This is a genomic window from Citrobacter sp. MGH110 (assembly GCF_001037515.1).
In the GTDB taxonomy this organism is placed as follows: Bacteria; Pseudomonadota; Gammaproteobacteria; order Enterobacterales; family Enterobacteriaceae; genus Citrobacter; species Citrobacter portucalensis.
Genome location: NZ_KQ089831.1, coordinates 39,285 through 57,329 on the forward strand (window position 1 = coordinate 39,285; position 18,045 = coordinate 57,329).

Annotated in this window: 20 protein-coding genes, 1 other RNA gene and 1 pseudogene; 6 read left to right on the forward strand and 16 right to left on the reverse strand. The window is 51.0% G+C overall.

The window, feature by feature from the left end; translation table 11 throughout:
* Nucleotides 1-100: 100 nt before the first annotated feature.
* From SK38_RS16355 to SK38_RS16370, 5 genes are all read left to right on the forward strand, one after another.
* Nucleotides 101-1,510: a TolC family outer membrane protein gene (locus SK38_RS16355; RefSeq protein WP_008785529.1), complete on the forward strand. Its 1,410-nt coding sequence runs from the start codon at nt 101-103 to the stop codon at nt 1,508-1,510.
* Nucleotides 1,507-3,693, forward strand: coding sequence for a type I secretion system permease/ATPase (locus tag SK38_RS16360; protein ID WP_048236507.1), 2,187 nt, complete (start codon nt 1,507-1,509; stop codon nt 3,691-3,693). The genes SK38_RS16355 and SK38_RS16360 overlap by 4 nt, the downstream gene beginning before the upstream one ends.
* Before the next feature lie 7 nt (nt 3,694-3,700).
* Complete coding sequence (locus tag SK38_RS16365) at nt 3,701-4,864, forward strand: beta-barrel domain-containing protein (protein ID WP_156183273.1); 1,164 nt, start codon at nt 3,701-3,703, stop codon at nt 4,862-4,864.
* 72 nt (nt 4,865-4,936) lie between these two features.
* Nucleotides 4,937-5,300, forward strand: a transfer-messenger RNA (tmRNA) gene (gene ssrA, locus SK38_RS24215).
* Between the two features lie 271 nt (nt 5,301-5,571).
* Complete coding sequence (locus SK38_RS16370; protein WP_048236510.1) at nt 5,572-5,838, forward strand: DinI family protein; 267 nt, start codon at nt 5,572-5,574, stop codon at nt 5,836-5,838.
* Nucleotides 5,839-5,887: 49 nt separating this feature from the next.
* Here the strand turns inward: SK38_RS16370 and SK38_RS16375 are convergent.
* Nucleotides 5,888-6,211, reverse strand: a pseudogene (locus SK38_RS16375) (recombinase family protein); the annotation flags it as partial.
* 143 nt (nt 6,212-6,354) lie between these two features.
* Between SK38_RS16375 and SK38_RS16380 the strand changes: the two are divergent.
* Complete coding sequence (locus SK38_RS16380; RefSeq protein ID WP_048236511.1) at nt 6,355-7,386, forward strand: acyltransferase; 1,032 nt, start codon at nt 6,355-6,357, stop codon at nt 7,384-7,386.
* 85 nt (nt 7,387-7,471) lie between these two features.
* Here the strand turns inward: SK38_RS16380 and SK38_RS16385 are convergent, their stop codons facing one another.
* The 15 genes from SK38_RS16385 to SK38_RS16445 all read right to left on the reverse strand — a co-directional run bounded on the left by SK38_RS16385 (nt 7,472) and on the right by SK38_RS16445 (nt 18,045).
* Nucleotides 7,472-7,834 (reverse strand): tail fiber assembly protein, encoded by a 363-nt coding sequence (locus SK38_RS16385; RefSeq protein ID WP_231587326.1) that lies wholly within the window; start codon nt 7,832-7,834, stop codon nt 7,472-7,474.
* Between the two features lie 2 nt (nt 7,835-7,836).
* A complete protein-coding gene (locus SK38_RS25430) occupies nt 7,837-8,829 on the reverse strand; it encodes a tail fiber protein (protein WP_156183269.1) in 993 nt (330 codons plus the stop codon).
* Nucleotides 8,829-9,509, reverse strand: a complete 681-nt coding sequence (locus SK38_RS16395; protein ID WP_048236513.1) for a baseplate wedge 1 family protein — start codon at nt 9,507-9,509, stop codon at nt 8,829-8,831. The genes SK38_RS25430 and SK38_RS16395 overlap by 1 nt, the downstream gene beginning before the upstream one ends.
* Nucleotides 9,506-10,705 carry a baseplate J/gp47 family protein gene (locus SK38_RS16400; RefSeq protein WP_048236514.1) on the reverse strand — a complete coding sequence of 400 codons (1,200 nt, stop codon included), beginning with the start codon at nt 10,703-10,705 and terminating at the stop codon, nt 9,506-9,508. Before SK38_RS16400 ends, SK38_RS16395 begins: the two co-directional genes overlap by 4 nt.
* On the reverse strand, nt 10,706-11,059 hold the full coding sequence (locus SK38_RS16405) for a contractile injection system sheath initiator (protein ID WP_048236515.1): 354 nt from the start codon (nt 11,057-11,059) through the stop codon (nt 10,706-10,708).
* Nucleotides 11,059-11,811 (reverse strand): Gp138 family membrane-puncturing spike protein, encoded by a 753-nt coding sequence (locus SK38_RS16410; protein WP_048236516.1) that lies wholly within the window; start codon nt 11,809-11,811, stop codon nt 11,059-11,061. Before SK38_RS16410 ends, SK38_RS16405 begins: the two co-directional genes overlap by 1 nt.
* A 63-nt stretch (nt 11,812-11,874) precedes the next feature.
* A complete protein-coding gene (locus SK38_RS25040) occupies nt 11,875-12,285 on the reverse strand; it encodes a HEPN domain-containing protein (RefSeq protein WP_156183270.1) in 411 nt (136 codons plus the stop codon).
* Between the two features lies 1 nt (nt 12,286).
* Complete coding sequence (locus SK38_RS16415) at nt 12,287-13,039, reverse strand: hypothetical protein (RefSeq protein WP_048236517.1); 753 nt, start codon at nt 13,037-13,039, stop codon at nt 12,287-12,289.
* A gap of 87 nt (nt 13,040-13,126) precedes the next feature.
* Entirely contained in the window at nt 13,127-13,474 is a 348-nt protein-coding gene (locus SK38_RS16420) for a hypothetical protein (protein WP_048236518.1), read from the reverse strand.
* A 2-nt stretch (nt 13,475-13,476) separates the two neighbouring features.
* Entirely contained in the window at nt 13,477-14,541 is a 1,065-nt protein-coding gene (locus SK38_RS16425; protein WP_048236520.1) for a hypothetical protein, read from the reverse strand.
* Nucleotides 14,542-14,543: 2 nt separating this feature from the next.
* On the reverse strand, nt 14,544-14,846 hold the full coding sequence (locus SK38_RS16430; protein ID WP_048236521.1) for a phage baseplate plug family protein: 303 nt from the start codon (nt 14,844-14,846) through the stop codon (nt 14,544-14,546).
* A complete protein-coding gene (locus SK38_RS16435) occupies nt 14,846-15,433 on the reverse strand; it encodes a phage baseplate protein (protein WP_048236523.1) in 588 nt (195 codons plus the stop codon). The genes SK38_RS16430 and SK38_RS16435 overlap by 1 nt, the downstream gene beginning before the upstream one ends.
* Nucleotides 15,433-17,415, reverse strand: a complete 1,983-nt coding sequence (locus tag SK38_RS16440; protein WP_048236525.1) for a lytic transglycosylase — start codon at nt 17,413-17,415, stop codon at nt 15,433-15,435. Before SK38_RS16440 ends, SK38_RS16435 begins: the two co-directional genes overlap by 1 nt.
* Nucleotides 17,405-17,569, reverse strand: coding sequence for a DUF6889 family protein (locus SK38_RS25235; protein WP_023229521.1), 165 nt, complete (start codon nt 17,567-17,569; stop codon nt 17,405-17,407). The genes SK38_RS16440 and SK38_RS25235 overlap by 11 nt, the downstream gene beginning before the upstream one ends.
* 23 nt (nt 17,570-17,592) lie before the next feature.
* Nucleotides 17,593-18,045: a phage tail assembly chaperone gene (locus SK38_RS16445; protein ID WP_048236527.1), complete on the reverse strand. Its 453-nt coding sequence runs from the start codon at nt 18,043-18,045 to the stop codon at nt 17,593-17,595.

Consider the following 18,045-nt stretch of genomic DNA (forward strand, 5'->3'; position numbering starts at 1 on the left):
CGTTAACGCAATGCGTTAAAGCGCCATAACTACAGCCCCGGATGCCATGACGTCCGGGGCAATAACAGTCGTCGCTGCCGTATTTTGTAAGGGATAAACTATGAGAAATGTCGCGCCTGTTGCATTACTTCTGGCATTAACGCTCTGTACCCTGCGGGTGAATGCCGAAGATGAACCGCAAATTATTACGCCGGAAGGACTGGCCACCAGCCAGATGCTTCCCTCGCTGGACGGCGCGGTTGCCGATCTGCCGCTGAGCGCTGCCGCCCCCGGCAACCTGATGCTCAACGACGCGGTAAGTCGTGCCGTGAGCTGGCATCCTTCTATTCGTGAATCGATCGGCAAACTGCTTTCGCAAAACGAACAGATCGACGTGGCGAAATCGAAATATTACCCGCAGGTTTCTGCCGGAATGAATAACGGTTACAGCAATACCTATACCGACCACGGCTTTAGCCCGGCGCTGGTTATTTCGGTGTCACAAATGCTGTACGACTTCGGCAAAGTGGCAAGCCAGGTCCGAGCCGAGACCGCCGGAGCCGCACAACAGCAGGCGAATGTGTTACTCAGTATTGATACCATCGCCCACGCAACCGCCAACGCGATAGTCCAGGTGCAGACGTGGCAACAAATGGTGGATGCCGCCGAAGAACAGCTCACCGCCTTAAACGACATTGGTCGACTGACCCGACAACGCAATGATGAAGGGGCAACCTCGCTGTCCGACGTGGTGCAAACCGATGCGCGTATCGAGTCTGCACGTTCTCAGCTGGCGCAGTATCAGGCCAATCTCGACAGTAGTAAGGCCACATTGATGAGTTACCTCGGCTGGAACTCACTTAACGGCATCAGCAACGAATTCCCGGCCAAACTGGACAGCAGCTGCGATGTGGTCAAACCGGAAGATAAACTGGTTCCCGCGGTTCTGGCGGCCTGGGCGCAAGCGAATGTGGCACAGGCAAATCTCGATTACGCCAACGCGCAGATGACGCCCACCATCTCTTTGGAACCGTCGGTTCAGCATTATCTCAACGACAAATACCCCAGCCATGAGGTGCTCGACAAAACCCAGTACTCCACGTGGGTAAAAGTTGAGATGCCGCTGTATCAGGGGGGCGGACTCACCGCCAGGCGCAACGCCGCCAGCCATGCGGTAGAGTCTGCACAATACTCCATCCAGCGCACCCGACTCGAAGTACGACAAAAATTACTGGAGTCCCGCAGCCAGGCAATGAGCCTCGCCACCGCCCTGCAGATTCTGCGCCGCCAGCAGCGACTGAGTGAACAAACGCGCGAGCTTTATCAACAGCAGTATCTGGACCTCGGTTCGCGCCCGCTGCTCGACGTGCTTAACGCCGAGCAAGAGGTGTATCAGGCCCGTTTTGCGGAACTCCAGACTCAAAACCAGCTGCGCCAGCTCCAGCTGAACTGCCTCTATAACACTGGCTCGCTTCGCCAGGCGTTCGCCTTAAATAATCGCAGCATTCAATCGGTGGAGATCAAGCTATGAGCGACCTCGATTCACATGCAAAAGATGCGATTAGCGAACACGCTCTTAGCCAGTGGGCGCAGGCGATGACGCATATTGCCAATCACTATCGCGTGGCCTGTTCTCCCGGCGCAATCCAGGCCAACGCCCCGTGGTTTGCGGGAAAAAGCCGGGCAACGGCCCTGTCGCAACTGGCGCGTCAGGCGGGACTGTCATTTCATGCGCTGAATACCGCCACGCAGGTATTCGGTCAGTGGCGTCTGCCGGTGGTGGCGGAACTGCGCGACGGCCAGCTAATGGTGATAGAACATTTCAACGGCGAAGATGCACTGGATGTGTTTATCATCGCCGAAGAGGGCCAGCGTAACCGGCTCACGGTCGCAGAGCTTCTGCCGGAGATCGTGAGTATTACCGCGATGCGCCCGCTGTCGGCGCTGAAGGACAGTCGGGTAGACCGCTATATTTCGCGCTTCAAGCCCGACTGGATGCGCGAACTGGTGTTAAAAGACATTAGTCCTTATCTGCCGGTCATGATTGCCGCCTTTCTGATTAACGTTCTGTCGCTCGCCGGGATTATCTTTTCCATGCAGGTTTATGACCGGGTGATCCCCGCCCAGTCTTATCCAACGCTGTATGTTCTCTCCACTGGCGTTCTGGTGGCGGTGCTGTTTGGCTTTTTGCTGCGCGAAGCGCGTACCCACATAATGGACCTGCTCGGCAAACGCGCCGATATGCGCATTTCCGATCGCGTGTTCAGCCATGCATTGCGCCTGCGTAACAGCGCCGTCCCCCGCTCGACGGGGAGCTTCATTTCTCAACTGCGCGAGCTGGAACAGGTTCGCGAGATGATCACCTCCTCGACCATGTCGACCATTGTCGATCTGCCGTTTTTCTTTTTGTTTATCGTGGTGCTGGCTTTTATCGCCCCGCCGCTGGCATGGATAGCGCCCGTCGCGGCCCTGCTGATGATCCTGCCCGGTTTGCTGTTACAGAAAAAGCTGGCGGTGCTCGCCAACCAGGCTGCCCATGAATCTACCCTGCGCAACGCGGTGCTGGTCGAGAGCGTTCAGGGGCTGGAAGACATCAAGCTGATGCAGGCGGAAAACCGCTTTTTACAGCAGTGGAACAGCTACATCCGCATTACCGGAGAGTCCGGGCTGCGCACGCGCAGGCTGACTCAGGGGCTGATTGGCTGGGGCATGTCGGTACAAAGCCTGGTCTACGCCGCCATCATTATGTTCGGCGCGCCGATGGTCATTGAAGGCACGATGACCACCGGGGCTGTGGTGGCCGCTTCGATGCTCGGTTCCAGAATGATTGCCCCAATGGCTAATCTGTGCGGTGTGCTGGCCCGCTGGCAACAGGTCAAGGCGGCGAAGATGGGGTTAGACAGCATCATGCAGCTTCCCACCGAAACGCAGTACGACGAAGACCGGGTGCATCAGGAGATTTTTCACGGCCATTATCTGTTTGAGAACGCACACTTTCGCTACCACAGCGACGATCAGCGCGTTCCGCTGCGCATCTCGCGCCTGGAGGTCATGCCCGGCGAGCGCGTGGCAATCCTCGGGCGTAACGGTGCCGGGAAATCAACCCTGCTGCAGGCCATGGCGGGTGGTGTGGAGATTATCCAGGGCGATGTCCGGCTCGACAACCTGAGTCTGGCGCAGATCGATATGGCTGATTTACGCCGCAACATCGGTTTTCTTAGCCAGAACGCGCGGCTGTTTTTCGGCACCCTGCGCGAGAACCTGACCCTTGGCGCACCGCATGCCAACGACTCGCAGATCTTCGAAGCGCTGGAGGTCAGCGGCGCGGCAGCTTTCGTTAAACAGCTCGCCAAAGGGCTGGCGCATCCCATTATGGAGGGCGGCAACGGTTTGTCCGGTGGACAACGGCAGTCGATCCTGCTGGCAAGAATGCTGCTGCGATCGCCCAATATCGTGCTGCTCGACGAACCCAGCGCCTCGCTGGATGAACATACCGAGCGGGAGTTTATTCAGCGCCTGAACCAGTGGCTGGGCAACCGCACATTGATTGTCGCCACTCATCGCGTACCGGTTCTGGAGCTGGTCGAACGCGTGGTGGTATTAAAAGAAGGCCAACTGGTTATGGATGCCCCGAAAGCGCAGGCATTAAATGCGAGCCGGGCACCCGCCCCAACTCACGGTCGGGAGTGGAAAAATGAAAACCAATCCGCATGATGCCGCCATGGACGACCTCGATATCCGCCGCGAGCACCGTTTTTCCGGGGCCAGCCGTATTATTCTGCTCAGCACGCTGCTGTTTGCCGTCCTGGGTATCTGGGCATATTTCGGCAAGCTGGATGAAGTCTCAACCGGCAGCGGAAAAGTGATCCCCAGCTCGCGAGAGCAAGTCTTGCAGTCGCTGGATGGCGGCATTCTCGCCGAGCTTACGGTACGCGAGGGAGATAAAGTGCAGGCCAATCAAATAGTCGCCCGCCTCGACCCCACCCGTTCTGAGTCCAACGTTGGGGAGAGTGCAGCCCGTTATCGCGCCTCACTGGCTTCCAGCGCAAGGCTTAATGCCGAAGTTAACGATCTGCCGCTGGTCTTTCCCGATTCACTGCGCGCCTGGCCGGATCTCATCGCCTCCGAAACTCGCCTGTATAAAAGCCGCCGCGCGCAGCTTGCGGATTCAATGGCAGAACTTCAGGATGCACTGATCTCAGTAAATAAAGAACTGGCCATCACCCAACGGCTGGAGAAAAGCGGTGCTGCCAGCCACGTAGAAGTGCTGCGCCTGCAACGACAAAAAAGCGATCTGGGATTAAAAATCACCGATCTGCGCTCGCAATATTTCGTGCAGGCGCGGGAAGCACTGTCAAAGGCCAACGCCGAAGTGGATATGCTGGCGGCGATTTTAAAAGGACGTGAGGATTCCGTCACCCGCCTGACCGTACGCGCGCCGATGCGCGGTATTGTGAAAAACATCCAGGTCACCACCATCGGCGGCGTAATCCCGCCCAACGGCGAGATGATGGAGATTGTGCCGCTGGACGATCATCTGCTGATAGAAACCCGCCTGTCGCCGCGTGATATCGCTTTCATCCATCCCGGCCAGCGGGCGCTGGTAAAGATAACCGCCTATGACTACGCCATTTACGGCGGACTGGAAGGCGTAGTCGAAACCATCTCTCCGGACACCATTCAGGACAAAGTGAAACCGGAAATCTTCTATTACCGCGTGTTTATCCGCACACATCAGGACTTCTTACAGAACAAACTGGGACGCCATTTCTCCATAGTACCGGGCATGATTGCCACAGTGGATATAAAAACAGGTGAAAAAACCATCGTCGACTATTTAATCAAACCGTTTAATCGCGCAAAAGAAGCGCTGCGCGAGCGCTAAATCCTTGAGGATTAGGGGTTGCGGGGGCTGGTCACGCGTGTCACAAGTCTGTTATACTTGCTCTAACACATTGGGGCTGATTCTGGATTCGACGGGATTCGCGAAACCCAAGGTGCATGCCGAGGGGCGGTTGGCCTCGTAAAAAGCCGCAAAAAAATAGTCGCAAACGACGAAAACTACGCTTTAGCAGCTTAATAACCTGCTCTGAGCCCTCTCTCCCTAGCTTCCGCTCTTAAGACGGGGATCAAAGAGAGGTCAAACCCAAAAGAGATCGCGTGGAGGCCCTGCCTGGGGTTGAAGCGTTAAAACTAATCAGGCTAGTCTGGTAGTGGCGTGTCTGTCCGCAGGTGCCAGGCGAATGTAAAGACTGACTAAGCATGTAGTGCCGAGGATGTAGGAATTTCGGACGCGGGTTCAACTCCCGCCAGCTCCACCACTTTTGATAGGACTGCAACCGGACAGCGGCAATAAAAACAGCCACTTACGGACACTGACCAGACAGCAGGCAGACCGAGAAAAGACAAAAATATGCACGTGAAATGCACGTGCACTTTAAAAGAACCCCAGATTTCACGGTCTGGGGTTTTTCTATTTGTAACTAAGGGTAACAAAAATACATCACCTCTTCGCGCTCAGCTCGCCTTGACACTGTTTATTTTTACAGTAAAAATACTGTATACAATCACAGTGTTTTTCCGGAGGCTTTTATGTTCGTTGAACTGGTTTATGACAAGCGTAATGTTGAAGGGTTGGCGGGGGCCAGAGAGATCATCCTGGCTGAGTTGACGAAGCGAGTGCACCAGATTTTCCCTGATGCCGAAGTGAAGGTGAAACCGATGCAGGCGAACGCCTTGAATAGCGATGCCAGCAAAAGCGATAGGGAAAAGCTGAACCGCATGCTGGAGGATATGTTTGAAGAGGCCGATATGTGGCTGGTGTCTGAGTTCCCGACAGTTCGCCAGGTTGGGCTCTAAAGTTGTGCTGGCTGCCAGCATTAATCTTTACCGGCGGCCTGCATCATGTCTAAGCCCTGCCTACAGGGAATTTTCGGTATAGTGTTGACACTCCTACATCGTAAATTATTGCCACGCGCTGACGCGTTTCCCCTGCAGCAATTAATCTCCCTGCCTGCGCCCACTGCTCATCCGTTAGTTTTGGTCTACGGCCACCAATGCGACCTTCCGCGCGCGCAGCTTCTAAACCTGCACGGGTGCGTTCGACAATAAGCTCCCTTTCCATTTCAGCCAGTGCGCCCATTACATGAAAGAAGAACCGCCCCATAGGCATGCTGGTATCTATGCTGTCAGTCAGACTACGGAAATTAATACCGCGTTGGCGGAGTTCTTCCTTCCGATAAATCCCATTGTTACTTCATACTTCAATAACATTGGCCGTATTTTTCACACTCAAGCGTACTCCTTGCTTTAATTATTATTTAAGTAATGATATGATTTAATTGCTTTTTATAATCATATAAAACGGAACTTGTAATGAGAAATATTTCTGCTGACCTGCTAAGAATAATATGCTGCATGTTTGTTATCGGTATACACTCAACCCCCAATTATGCGTTAATGGTTGAAACAAACCAGCCCACATATATAATCTTGCAATCGATGATACTCAAAGCAATTGTTGCTATCGGATTGCCTGTATTTTTCATATTAAGCGGTTGGTTTTTATTGAACAAAAAAAACAATAATTTAACCAGTGAATATAGAAAAAGATTTGTTACTTTACTTGTACCTTTTTTAATTTATGCCTTTATAAATTATTACTACTTCCATACGGAAAGCTTTGATAAAGAAGGGGTTAGAGGTTTTTTTAAATTGCTATTTGAATCTCAAATAGCAATTGCAACACATCTTTGGTTTGTTTATGTTCTTCTTGGCATATACCTAGTATTGCCAGCATTAAGAATAGTAACTGACGCGATACCTAAAAACAAATCAATACATGCAATTATTTTCATTGCTTTTATTTGCTCATGGCCACTATATGAATATCAAATACCTAAAATATTCAGCGGGTATAAATCTATCATTCCACTCCCAAGAATTGATGTCTGGGTAGGTTATTTTATTATCGGTGGGCTATTAGCACGCGTTAAAATCCGAAAAGAAATAGCATTAAAGCTTTTTGGATTATCCCTCATAATACAAATTCTGGCCACATGGCTTAGTGTAAACAAATACGGACTTGATCCAAGACCATTTGATACGGGTTTAAGTATGTTTTTTGTTTCGTGCATGCTTACAATAGTAATAACAGGGATTGAATTCAGTAATAACTCGTTATCAGCGAAAGTAATTACTTGGATTGCGCCATTCACCTATGGCATTTATCTAATGCATATGATACTCCTAGTTATTATATCCAAGTATTTTTCTATTGATACTGTTGTTGATCTTGTTGCTGTTAAGACACTAATTTTCATGCCAGCAATTTTCTTTTCATCACTAATTATAGTTTACATTATAGATAAATTAATAGTTAACAAAATTATATCTCTACTAAATTAAACAACCCACTCATAGTAAAATAAAAATATAAATAGCGCCACATCGGCGCTATTTATTAAAAAACGAAACTGGCAGTAATGCCCCTCTATATCGATGGTATTTCTGGCCATTCGGGAGTTAATAAATCCATACGCATCAACTGCACTCTATAACTTCTCCATTGTTCTAATTCTATTGTTTCTTTTTTGGTGGCGATACCTAAATCAACAGCATCCTGTCTCCAGTTTATTTCAGATTCTGCACGCTGCCTTAAATATAACTTTTCAGATTCAGCTTCCTCGATTATTTTTCCTTTAGTTAATCTCATTTTTACAATTATCAGAGCTTCATTTCTTGTTATTAAAACAAGCTCATCTTTGATGAAAGAGTCCTGTGTACCATAAGCATCATAAGCGTATATAATATTATCTTTGTCTTTGTCTTTGTAATACTTCATCATCATTCTCATTTTTATCTCAACTCCGTCCAGGCCTGCAAAACAGTTGAAACACCGGCAGCGTCCACACGGTAAGTGGCGCCATGGGGAACAATGAAAAATGCTGTTGCTATAGATGTCTGGGAAGCGGTTGCCCCACCCCCACCAAACTCTTTACCATCAACATAGGCATATAAATTTGCTGAAGTACCGCCAGTAATTCGGACATAAACCGCAATCGGAAAGCCTGTTGAATTGGTATAAGTGACACCTACCCCACGCGAGCCTCTTAAATCCTGTAGTGTCTGCCCTTTACCGAGGGAGGGATAAGTTTGTATTGCAGTGGTTACAGCGGCCTGTGGCATGACCAAAGAATTTGATCCCCCCATAGAATTAACAAGCTGAACAAGACCGGCTATTGCTGTTGTTGCTCCTTCTGCGGTGTACTTTGTTTTAGCCAGATTGAAGGCGTTCATTGCAGCGTCATAAGCTATTTTTACCGCCCCTGAAGTGGCAGCTAATGTATCGTCATCATTCGTTACGCCTCCATTAAGGCGCACCAGTCCTTTCTGCGATGTTGTGGCATCTACTAAACCAAGGTATGTGAGAATGTCTGCAATAGTATTTTTCCCGATAATGTCACGGCCTACAGAAGTTAAATCAGTCTGTGCTGCTGTATCATTTCCAGTGAAATACGGGAGTTTATTTGCACCGGTTGCGAGCCCAGCCAATGCCGTCAGCGTGGCATCAAGCGCCTGGAAATCCTTCCCAAAAGCGGTCCCCATTTTGGAGATAAAGCCGTTCAGGTCACCATCATCAAGCACGTCCTGCCCACTTTTGTTGGCTGTATACTGTGCCAGTGCTGCCGCAATAAAGCTGGCCTGTCGAATGGCTTTGTTTACCTGCGCACTGGATGCTTTTCCTGCCATGAAACCAGAGAGTAGAGCCGGAAGCGCTTCCCAGTCAGCCTGGGCCGTCACGTTAGCATTTGCCGCTGTCGCAAACGGTTTAAAGTTGTTTGTTGCCATTAGAGTATTGTCCCCCATGCTCCAACATCGAACCCACCGATGTATTCGTTATCCATATCAAACCCAAAGAATTTAGAGCCCTCGGATGGTGCTTCTACCGAAGGCGTTTCAACATCACCGGCCCATACGCCGGCGGCTTTAACGGTGAGATAGCCCTGTTTGATAGCGGCAATCAGTTCAAGAGACACATTAGAAATATCAGTCTCGGGGAATACCCAGACCGATATCGTCATGTCCTGGTTGTCTACAATTTGCATCCTCAGGCCTGAGCCTGCAGTCGCAGCGTCAAGGATGGGAGGCAGAGAATCGTTCCGGCCGTCCCAGTTGTTGATAGCGATTTTCGCTTTCAGAATGATGCGGTACGTCTCATCACTCAGCGTCGTATAGCCAGAATCAGGATCATATGGCCCCTGCCAGATGCCCTGGTCATATCCAAGCCCGTCAGTGTCCCAGCTGAAATAAACGCCGCTAATTGGCTGGCTGACTATGCGACTGCGTCCGATCCACAGACCGAGAATATCGAGCTGTACACCGACGGCTGTATCGACATCAAAAGCGCTCACCAGTCCCCTGGTGGCCGCAGTGATATCAATCAATGGACGTGTGCTCAGGTCTACGTGATCAAAGAACCTGGGCTTAGTAGCGTGATAGTTGGTGATTAAGTCCGTGTACTTGCTCATGACGTCACCGTTAGAACAATGTTTTCAGGCTTACAGGATGCTGACTCGTTATATGCAATGTTGATATTTGCCGCCGCTACAGTTCCGGCTGATTTGCCAATTAGCAGTTCCTGAATGTCGTAATAACGAGCACTGCCACCACTGACCACGCCCAGGTTAGCCGGGGAGTAAATGCGGCTCAGCAGAACAGAATCACCGATCGTCAGCCCGTTGATGTAATCCGCGACGGCCTGTTGAATCTGCACACCGACTTGCGACGTGTAACCGGCAAAAGCTTTCAACGTGATATGTCCGTAAATTGGGACATCAGTAGAACGCGAAAAGCTGATTACGTGAGGATTGCCGTAAATGTCCGGTACCGTGACAGAGGTCGTCCCGTAAGTCGCAGTTCCCTGCCCCTTATTCCCCCGGATTGTCTGGGCAATTTCTGTCACATCGCCACCGTCAACAATCGCGGAAATAGAGTGCGGGGGCAGCCCGTTACTATCAGTTGCACCAGTGTCGTTCTCGTAGAGTTTGTGACGTGTCACGCCAGCTACGTTGGCGATCGCACCGTCAACACCCTCAAACGGTGTGATGGACGGCAGCGCGACGCTCTGCCCCTGCCTGATGCGCAGCTCTGCGTCGGTTTCTGCCGGTGCACCTACTGTGGCCGCTGCTGGGTTTGTTACCGATGTCCAGCCACGAGTCGGCGAATTAATGGTGGTGATGGTCCCGGTCAGCGCGGCTACCGCTCCACTGTTTGAACAGGTTGCAGTTACCGTCACAGTGCCACCAACACCGATCGTCACCGAGACAGGAAGACGCCAGATCACATTATTAGTGTCCTTCACGGTGCCGTTAGTGATGGTTGTCCCTGCGGTACCGGTTAAAACCAGATCCACGGTAGAGTTCGTCGCCCCTTTGCGCGCGATGCCGTTAATTTTCACGTTACTGGTCAGCGCTGCACCGTACCCGGTAGCAGGTGAAAAGCAGTTATAGACAGAAATAGCTGTGTTATTGGCATCGTGAATAGCCAGCGCCACCAGCGCCACCATCTGGCCGTCTTTGCTGTCCGGCTCCAGATAAGCGTCACTACCATAAATCTGCTGGAAATAGCTCGTCAGGGTATCGAGTATCGTCTGGTAATCAGGCGCACTGATCCCCTCAGCGGTTACCGTTGCCGATAAGCCGAGTGTGTCCAAATTGAGGGCCATTTATGCCTCGCTGGTTACTGTCGTTGTTCCGTAGAAAGTGTCGATTTCAGCGAAGAACTGGACGCGGCGCGTCGTTGTGTTCACTGTCGTATTGAAAGAGAGAATGGATTTAACGCCCCGTGTTTCGAGGATGCGCTTACGGATCGCCAGGTTGTAGGTTTCGGGTTTCTGTTTACCGAGCACAGACTGAATCCACGGTGTTCCCTCTGTGGTATCGAGAAACCATTGCCCATACCATAATGCGAACCGCGTTTTCACAGCCTGCGCCACGGCTTCAGGCGAGTTAATCAGCCAGGTGTCATCGCCGCTGCCAAAGGTGTAATCACCATCGGCACCTTCACGTCTGTATCGCATTAATTCACCTCATCCGTATCATCGTTGCCACGCTGTACCCCTCCGTGGGTGTGCGTATTATCGATGGATTTACCGTTAGCTTTGACGGTGCCGATAAACTCGACTGCGCCAGTAATTTTGGATGCGACGCCTGAGACAACAGAACCCACCATGCCGCCCAACCAGGACAGGAGCCCGTGAATAGTGACTTTCTCCGAGAAGTCGGCCAGAGGGGTAACCACCTCCACGCCCCCCGGCGCCACAATTTTAATTTTCTGCGTATCCGGATTAAGGTCAATGTACGTACTTCCATCAACACTTCGAAGCTGCGCCGACGTGGTGCTGACATTCTTAATTTTGTTGGGCTGAGATATTTGGCCCACTGAGCAGGTGGCGTCGGACAGGTCATGTATGCGGTCGTCGACAGGTTCCTGCACTCCGCCGTTTTGCCAGAAGAAATCAATACAGCGGTCCTGAAACTTAAGTTCGCACTCATCGCCGGCTTTTACTGGCAGCGTTAAAGTGACGCCACCAGCGGTAGGGAACACCACAGGCACATCCACCAGCAGCGGATAAGGTCTGGTAACCCGGTTCCCGTCGTTATCAATTTCAATGTAACGGATAGCAGGCTGCACAGTCGCCGTCACCGCATCAGGATCGAATGACTGAATAATGCCAGGCAAAGCGACGCGGATCTGGTTTTTAGTGGCTTCCCGCTCAGATTTGAATGTTTCGGCAAGGTCGCCGCTGCGGGTCTGGTCAGATACTGCCATTTTGTAGGCTCCAGAAAGCAAAAAACCCGCCGGATGGCGGGTTGCTAATTATTGGAAATGATATTAAACGACAGAGGACTTTACTGAATTTACACAACTGACTAAATTTCTGGATTCAGATATTACTATTTCGGCAGATTTTTGTGTTACGGATTTATTTAATTCATAATCTGCATCGCAACGATATTTATGATACATCTTAAGTTTTACACCTAACTTACGCACTTCCATCTGTTTCTCTGGAGAAATCAACTCTGCACATTCGGTCATATACTGAGCAAGTCGAGAATGAGAGCCACCTTTCAACACTCCATTTAAAGGATGGTGCTTTGGTACTGGGCCAGTCAATTCTATACATGAATGATACATACCATAGTAAGCTCGACTAACAGCAGTTCTACATCCTATTTCGCTTTTATTTTGCTCAAGATTTTTCTGGGCGACATTTATAAACTCAATGGAATCTATAGACATTTCAATCCCCTGGAGTAAAAAGAACTATTGATTTTGCGTTGTAAAGCCCATGCTCTACTATTTTTGTAGCAAGCTCGTCATTCAACTTAACTATAAAATCAGCGGAGGTATTAAATACATCATAGTTAAAAGACAGCATACCGTCAGGCGCTACATACTGACCAGAATTTTTGGCTTTTAGGTTATGACTTATCATTATTTCCATCGCAATATTAGCCATTCTGGACAAACTATTTCGCTCGTCATCGGGAAATCTATCCAATGTATTATAGATAGTTTCCGCATTCATATAATCACCTTCTTGCTTTTCTGTTAATTCTACAGAATCGAGGCTTTTGAACAGATTTCTCACACGAGACATCTCGCTATAATCGGCCCAAAAGGATGAGACTATAAAATCAAAAACCAGTAATGATGGATTACGTATCACGACGCTACGCTTTAGTATATCTCGCTGCAAAGCATGATTACCTTTTTGTCCGACTGCAACTGCATAGTTACCCCATAAAGCACCTTCAGAAGGGTTTATAGAGATCGCTGCCTCGCACAAGTCACAACCTTTGGGCATATCACCGAAAACAATCCAAGCAAGCCCTTGTATTGCCAATGACTCATCCTCAACTGGAATTTTCTTAGCATCACGGATGATACTAAATAGTTCAAATTCGCCGATGAGGTTTTCACCTTTTTCAATCGAAGGCGATAATTTTTCAAAAAGCTGATCTGTTATTAGTTGAGGTGAAGTTGCCGCCATATATTAAATCTCCCTTTCCTTAATGCTAACTTACCTCTTCAACTGCATCAACCTAGCCTGACTTTCATCACTCATCCGCACAATTTTTCAATCTGAAACTTTCTTGCACGGGAAAGATCCGATAACTTTCGGCGCGTCCATGCTGTTCTGGAGCAGTTGGACATTCAGGAAACGCGTTTCGCTGCCCGGACGATGGATATATTCGAATCCATAATTATTTCCATCTTTGGCAGGCATCAGTCCCATTTGGATCTGCATGCCAGTACCGTCTTTACCCAACATTTTAACTTTTTGGGACGTTACTGTTTCGCCATTGATTTTAAATAATGAGTCAGGGATCGCGTCCATACGAAAGTTACCACATTGCATCGTTATGGTGTTTGCACTTACGCCAACAGACGCTAACGCCAGCAATGAAAAAATCCATCGTTTCATTTCTATAGTCCCCTCTGCAATGCGGTGCTCGATGGCATATCCTGCGCGCCACGCGCTTCGCACATCATATCCATGTACCACGCCTGGCCCCTTGTATCGCCAGTGTACATAATCCCGCGCACAATATAAACGCCATCCGTTGCAATGCTGGCAGGCTGCGCCGTGGTGCCGCTGAGCGTGATATTTCCGTCCGTGTTCTGGTCGGTGATCTGCCCACCAGCCATAGCGATATCGTTGTTCGACAGCGCGGTGCGGTACACGGAAGCCTGATTCAGTTGAATAAGCCCGTTAACCCGGATGTTCGGATTAATCAGCGCGCGGACGTTTACGCCGTTGCCAATGGTCTGCTGCGGCATGCCGATAAGTCCGGTGGCGCTGTTGAGCACAATCGCGTCGTGAATATATTCGTTATTCGCCACCATCTGGCGCTGACCGTCCACGAACTGCCATGTGGCGCCACATTGTCCGGCCACGTAATCCATAAGATGCCGGGTCATGCCGAACAGCACCCTGCCTCGAGGGAATACAGTCGGAGGCATTTCAGGCGTCAGGCCTTCGGTTGCGCCTTTGACCTCAAAGTCTTTCATCAGCGCACGGTTCACATCTGCGACCGTGTAACCGGCTGCCAGAGTCTGCGAGGTTATGCTGGTGGCAAAAGCCAGATCCGTATCGGCTGCCTGAATCAGGACGTAGGTATCAATGGGGCTGTCTTTTCCTGTGACCGAGTAGCGAATTTCGCCGCTGAAAATCAACCCGTAGTTGCGACCGTCAATCTGGCCCACATCCGCCGCATCGACTTCCCGCACGGTCCCGACGTCGCTGGCCGATACCTCTGGCGCGATACCGTCGTAACCGGCAATCAGCCGCACTTTCGAAAACTCCTGCCCGGTGATGCGGTTCACCGTATCAGCTGACAGGTTGTAGATTTTGAACGTTCCCACGCGTGACGCGCTGCTGATGTTGAACCAGTCGATCGTAAAGGTCACTTTAAAATCACTGAGCTCAATACCCTGCCCGTTCTCGTCCACAAGCTGCAGCTCGAAATGTCTCATCCAATTCTGTGACATGCTTACTCCGTTGATACCAGTAAATGACTGCTGCCGCCCAGGTCGGTTTTCGTCGGATAATCTTGTGTGCTGTCGTCACAGACCACCACCAGCTTAAAGCCGAGCCCCATATAGCCGTACTGCGCCAGCAGGTCAGCACCCGTGACGAGAGGAATACCGGAGATTACCGGCTCCCCTCTGTCGTTCTGCAGGTCCATAATCCAGTACAGATCGCGCCAGATAATGTTAATCCGCCACGTCGTCCCCGCCAGGATGATGCTGAATTGCTGGTTATCCGCTGTCAGCGGGATTTCCTGAATTGCCATTAGCCGAGCCCCAGTAATGACGCCGCGTTACCCGATATGCTTTGCAGCAGCGAGGTATTTGGCGGCTTAGTAGTTTTGGTGCCAGTATTGAGTACCGCCGACGTGCTGGCGCCGTCCTTCATGTTGGTTTTATCCGCAACGGTGATTTGCTGCGTCTGCGAGATAAGAACCTCCCTCAGGGTGAGGACAGCAGACAGGACGTTTTCGGTTGTCTTGTCTGTCGTCACTTCCAGCGCGCGGATCAGCATGTTGCTGTACAGCCGTTTGCCGGTCACCACATCGAAAGGAATACGGCTAGCCTGCAGGTCGAGTATCTCCTGATACGTCTGCTGGGGACTCAGCCCGAGCAGGCTGGTAGCCGTCAGATTACTGGCAAAATCCAGCAACGCTCCGCCACCTGCGAAACCGACCTCCATTACAACTTCAGAAGGTTTTTTGTAGGCATGGTCAGCGATGGCGGCCCCGACCTCGACAGGGTGCTCTGTTATCTCCAGCGTGTCGGTATGCTTCTCAGAAACAACCACGCTGGGGACAATCATTCCTATTTTCCGGCTCTGCTGCTGAAAGAGCGTAGAGAGAATATCCATTAGCCCACCTTCGTTTGATTGCCGCGCATAACCTGGGCGTTTGCCGACTGCTGCCGGCGCTCGACCTCAGTACCGACAGAACGCGGATCACCTCCACCATAGATGTGATAAGTGTTCTTCTGGCTAACCTGAGTACCGCCAATTCCTGCGACGGCAGCCTTCCCGATTAATTCCCTCGAATAGATGTTTCGCCCATTTTCATGATGAATAATGCTGCTCATTAGTGCAGACATGGTTTGTGGATCTTTCATATTCAGGGCAACGCGAGGATCTACCCCCAGCCGCTGAGAAACAGCCTGAATATAGGCAGCGGTATTGTTGTTATCTGATGCGGGAGCCCATGTAGAGATAATTTTCTCTACACTGTTAATTCCTCGTCCGGCATATAACATCAACTGTCGCGAAAGCGCCCGTAAACCGTCAAAGGAGGTTTCGAATCTGGCAAACCGTCCGCCAGGGCTTTCCAGTGAAGCTCCCGCCTGACCTGCAAAATTCAGATTTCCGGGATTATTATTCCGTTCACCACGTTTAACGGCCTGTGCATGCTGTTCTGGTTCATCATCTCCAAACCAGCCGCGCACCGTTCGGCCCACGCTACGAGGATCGAAGCCCCAGTGCTCTTTAATCCAGTCGGCGGTACCGTTGGCGCTGTCGGTCACCATCGGCATTGCTGACGGCTTATCGCTCCCCTGATTAAGCAACTGTTTGCCGATGCTGGCGGCATCAGCCCAGCGACCATCTTTGATGGCGTTAAGCAAGTCGGCGATCATGTTCAACATATTGCTGAACTCGCCCATCTGGTCGATGAAGTTGCTGAAATCCCACTTCAGGGACCATGATTTGGGGTCAATATTGAGCAGCTTCGCCAGCGCTTTCGCCAGGTCGTTAACAGTCGCTTTAAGGTCACGAACCATCTTCAGCGCGGCGTCGACTTCCGGTTTCCATTTCCCCCAGTCAATCAGGCTCTGGCCGCCTTCCTTCCAGGTCTTGTAATCCTCCCACAACAGAGCAATACCCGCCGCCAGCGCGGTAATCAGGCCAATCGGTGACATCCAGAACGTACTGTTCAGAATGCGCAGCGCTATCGTCAGCGCGCCAAACAACGAGATCAGCTCCCGCGTCTGCTTGTCCAGCGATTGCCACCAGGTGATAAGGTCTGATGTTCCTTCGATAAGCCGGAAGAACAGCCGCCCGATAATATCCCCGAGCGCCAGAATGCCTTTTATGGCTTTCGTCAGCGTTTGCTCAATACGCGGGAAGTTATCCAGGATGTGACGGCGCAGGGTATCCAGCGAACCCGCCAGACCACCAGCAAGGTTAGAGCCGATTTTGTCGCGGGCCATGCCAGCCATCGCGCCGAACTCGCGCAGGGAGGTCATGAATTTGTTGGAGCTTCTGGCCGCCTCATCAGCATTGAAACCGATAGCCTTCGCCATCGCGCTGTATTGTCCGGAGAAACCGCCCACACCACGGCGCATCGCCATGAGAGTATTTTCATCAATACCCAGCATCTGCGCATACTGGTTAGCCCGGTAATACGGCATGCTGCTGAGCTTCTGGCCGACACCCGTAAAAATGGCGGCCATATCGCGCATGTTCCCGCTGGCGTCTCTCGTCTGTACGCCAAGACGGTTCAGAAAACCTTCCGCACCGGGATTGTTACGTACAAACCGAGAGAGGCTTTCCAGTGAGCCGCGTGCTGCGTCCACGCTGCCGCCCATCTGAGAAACAGCGTAACCAATCGACTGAATACCCTGAACGGTCGCACCAGTACGTTGTGACGCCCAGTAGAGGTTATCCAGACCGGAGGCAATTTTCGCCGTGTAGGCCACCACAGAAAGCGCTGCCCCCTCGACGGCCAGTCCCGTTTTGATGGCGTTTGCGGTCGTACCTGCAAGGACTGAATCAAATTTAGCCGCACCTGCCTCGTCGATATCGAAGCCGAGCGAGACGAGGAAATCTTTAATAGTCTCAGCGTTCATTATCTTCTCTCCATTTCTCAATACGGCGCTGGTTGTCAGCCTTAACGGCCAGATGGTCATTCATCAGCGCGATATCGCACAGATCGACTGATCCATCCTTCAGCGCGTAATAAGGGATTAACCCGGCATCAACCGGGTCAAGGAGATAAGACAGCCCGTCAGGCAGGCTGTTGAGGGTTAGCCCTGAGGCTGGTCCGGCGTCGCGCTGGTAGGGCTCACGGGCAAAAAATTTCCCAGTGAATCGGCGACCACCCGCGCCACCAGCTGCAGCATGTTCGGCAGGTCGATGTCATCGAACATCAACTGACCGCTGTTAAATACCGGCGTCCATCCGTCCATGTGCTTACGTGAAACCACAGACAGACACGGATGGATAATCGCGTTGGTATCTTCTTCGCTCAGGGAAGACAGTACATCAGCGATGCGCGGTAGCAGGGTTTCAAACACCGGCTTAAGCGCATCAAACTTAGCGCTGTCGATTTTGCCATCAGCAGGCAAAAGGGAGCGAATGCTCCCGAAATCTGCCATCATGCCCGCCAGTACCGGCAGCAGTTTTCGCGTCACTTTCAACTGATCAAACACACTGAGTTTTGCCACGCGATAATCGTGGCCTTTGATTGAGCATTCCAT

Bases quoted from the DNA above. Each gene is read 5' to 3' on its own strand.
- SK38_RS16355 (WP_008785529.1), top strand. From the start codon at position 101: ATGAGAAATGTCGCGCCTGTTGCATTACTTCTGGCATTAACGCTCTGT.
- SK38_RS16360 (WP_048236507.1), top strand. From the start codon at position 1,507: ATGAGCGACCTCGATTCACATGCAAAAGATGCGATTAGCGAACACGCT.
- SK38_RS16365 (WP_156183273.1), top strand. From the start codon at position 3,701: ATGGACGACCTCGATATCCGCCGCGAGCACCGTTTTTCCGGGGCCAGC.
- SK38_RS16370 (WP_048236510.1), top strand. From the start codon at position 5,572: ATGTTCGTTGAACTGGTTTATGACAAGCGTAATGTTGAAGGGTTGGCG.
- SK38_RS16380 (WP_048236511.1), top strand. From the start codon at position 6,355: ATGAGAAATATTTCTGCTGACCTGCTAAGAATAATATGCTGCATGTTT.
- SK38_RS16385 (WP_231587326.1), bottom strand. From the start codon at position 7,834: ATGAGAATGATGATGAAGTATTACAAAGACAAAGACAAAGATAATATT.
- SK38_RS25430 (WP_156183269.1), bottom strand. From the start codon at position 8,829: ATGGCAACAAACAACTTTAAACCGTTTGCGACAGCGGCAAATGCTAAC.
- SK38_RS16395 (WP_048236513.1), bottom strand. From the start codon at position 9,509: ATGAGCAAGTACACGGACTTAATCACCAACTATCACGCTACTAAGCCC.
- SK38_RS16400 (WP_048236514.1), bottom strand. From the start codon at position 10,705: ATGGCCCTCAATTTGGACACACTCGGCTTATCGGCAACGGTAACCGCT.
- SK38_RS16405 (WP_048236515.1), bottom strand. From the start codon at position 11,059: ATGCGATACAGACGTGAAGGTGCCGATGGTGATTACACCTTTGGCAGC.
- SK38_RS16410 (WP_048236516.1), bottom strand. From the start codon at position 11,811: ATGGCAGTATCTGACCAGACCCGCAGCGGCGACCTTGCCGAAACATTC.
- SK38_RS25040 (WP_156183270.1), bottom strand. From the start codon at position 12,285: ATGTCTATAGATTCCATTGAGTTTATAAATGTCGCCCAGAAAAATCTT.
- SK38_RS16415 (WP_048236517.1), bottom strand. From the start codon at position 13,039: ATGGCGGCAACTTCACCTCAACTAATAACAGATCAGCTTTTTGAAAAA.
- SK38_RS16420 (WP_048236518.1), bottom strand. From the start codon at position 13,474: ATGAAACGATGGATTTTTTCATTGCTGGCGTTAGCGTCTGTTGGCGTA.
- SK38_RS16425 (WP_048236520.1), bottom strand. From the start codon at position 14,541: ATGTCACAGAATTGGATGAGACATTTCGAGCTGCAGCTTGTGGACGAG.
- SK38_RS16430 (WP_048236521.1), bottom strand. From the start codon at position 14,846: ATGGCAATTCAGGAAATCCCGCTGACAGCGGATAACCAGCAATTCAGC.
- SK38_RS16435 (WP_048236523.1), bottom strand. From the start codon at position 15,433: ATGGATATTCTCTCTACGCTCTTTCAGCAGCAGAGCCGGAAAATAGGA.
- SK38_RS16440 (WP_048236525.1), bottom strand. From the start codon at position 17,415: ATGAACGCTGAGACTATTAAAGATTTCCTCGTCTCGCTCGGCTTCGAT.
- SK38_RS16445 (WP_048236527.1), bottom strand. From the start codon at position 18,045: ATGGAATGCTCAATCAAAGGCCACGATTATCGCGTGGCAAAACTCAGT.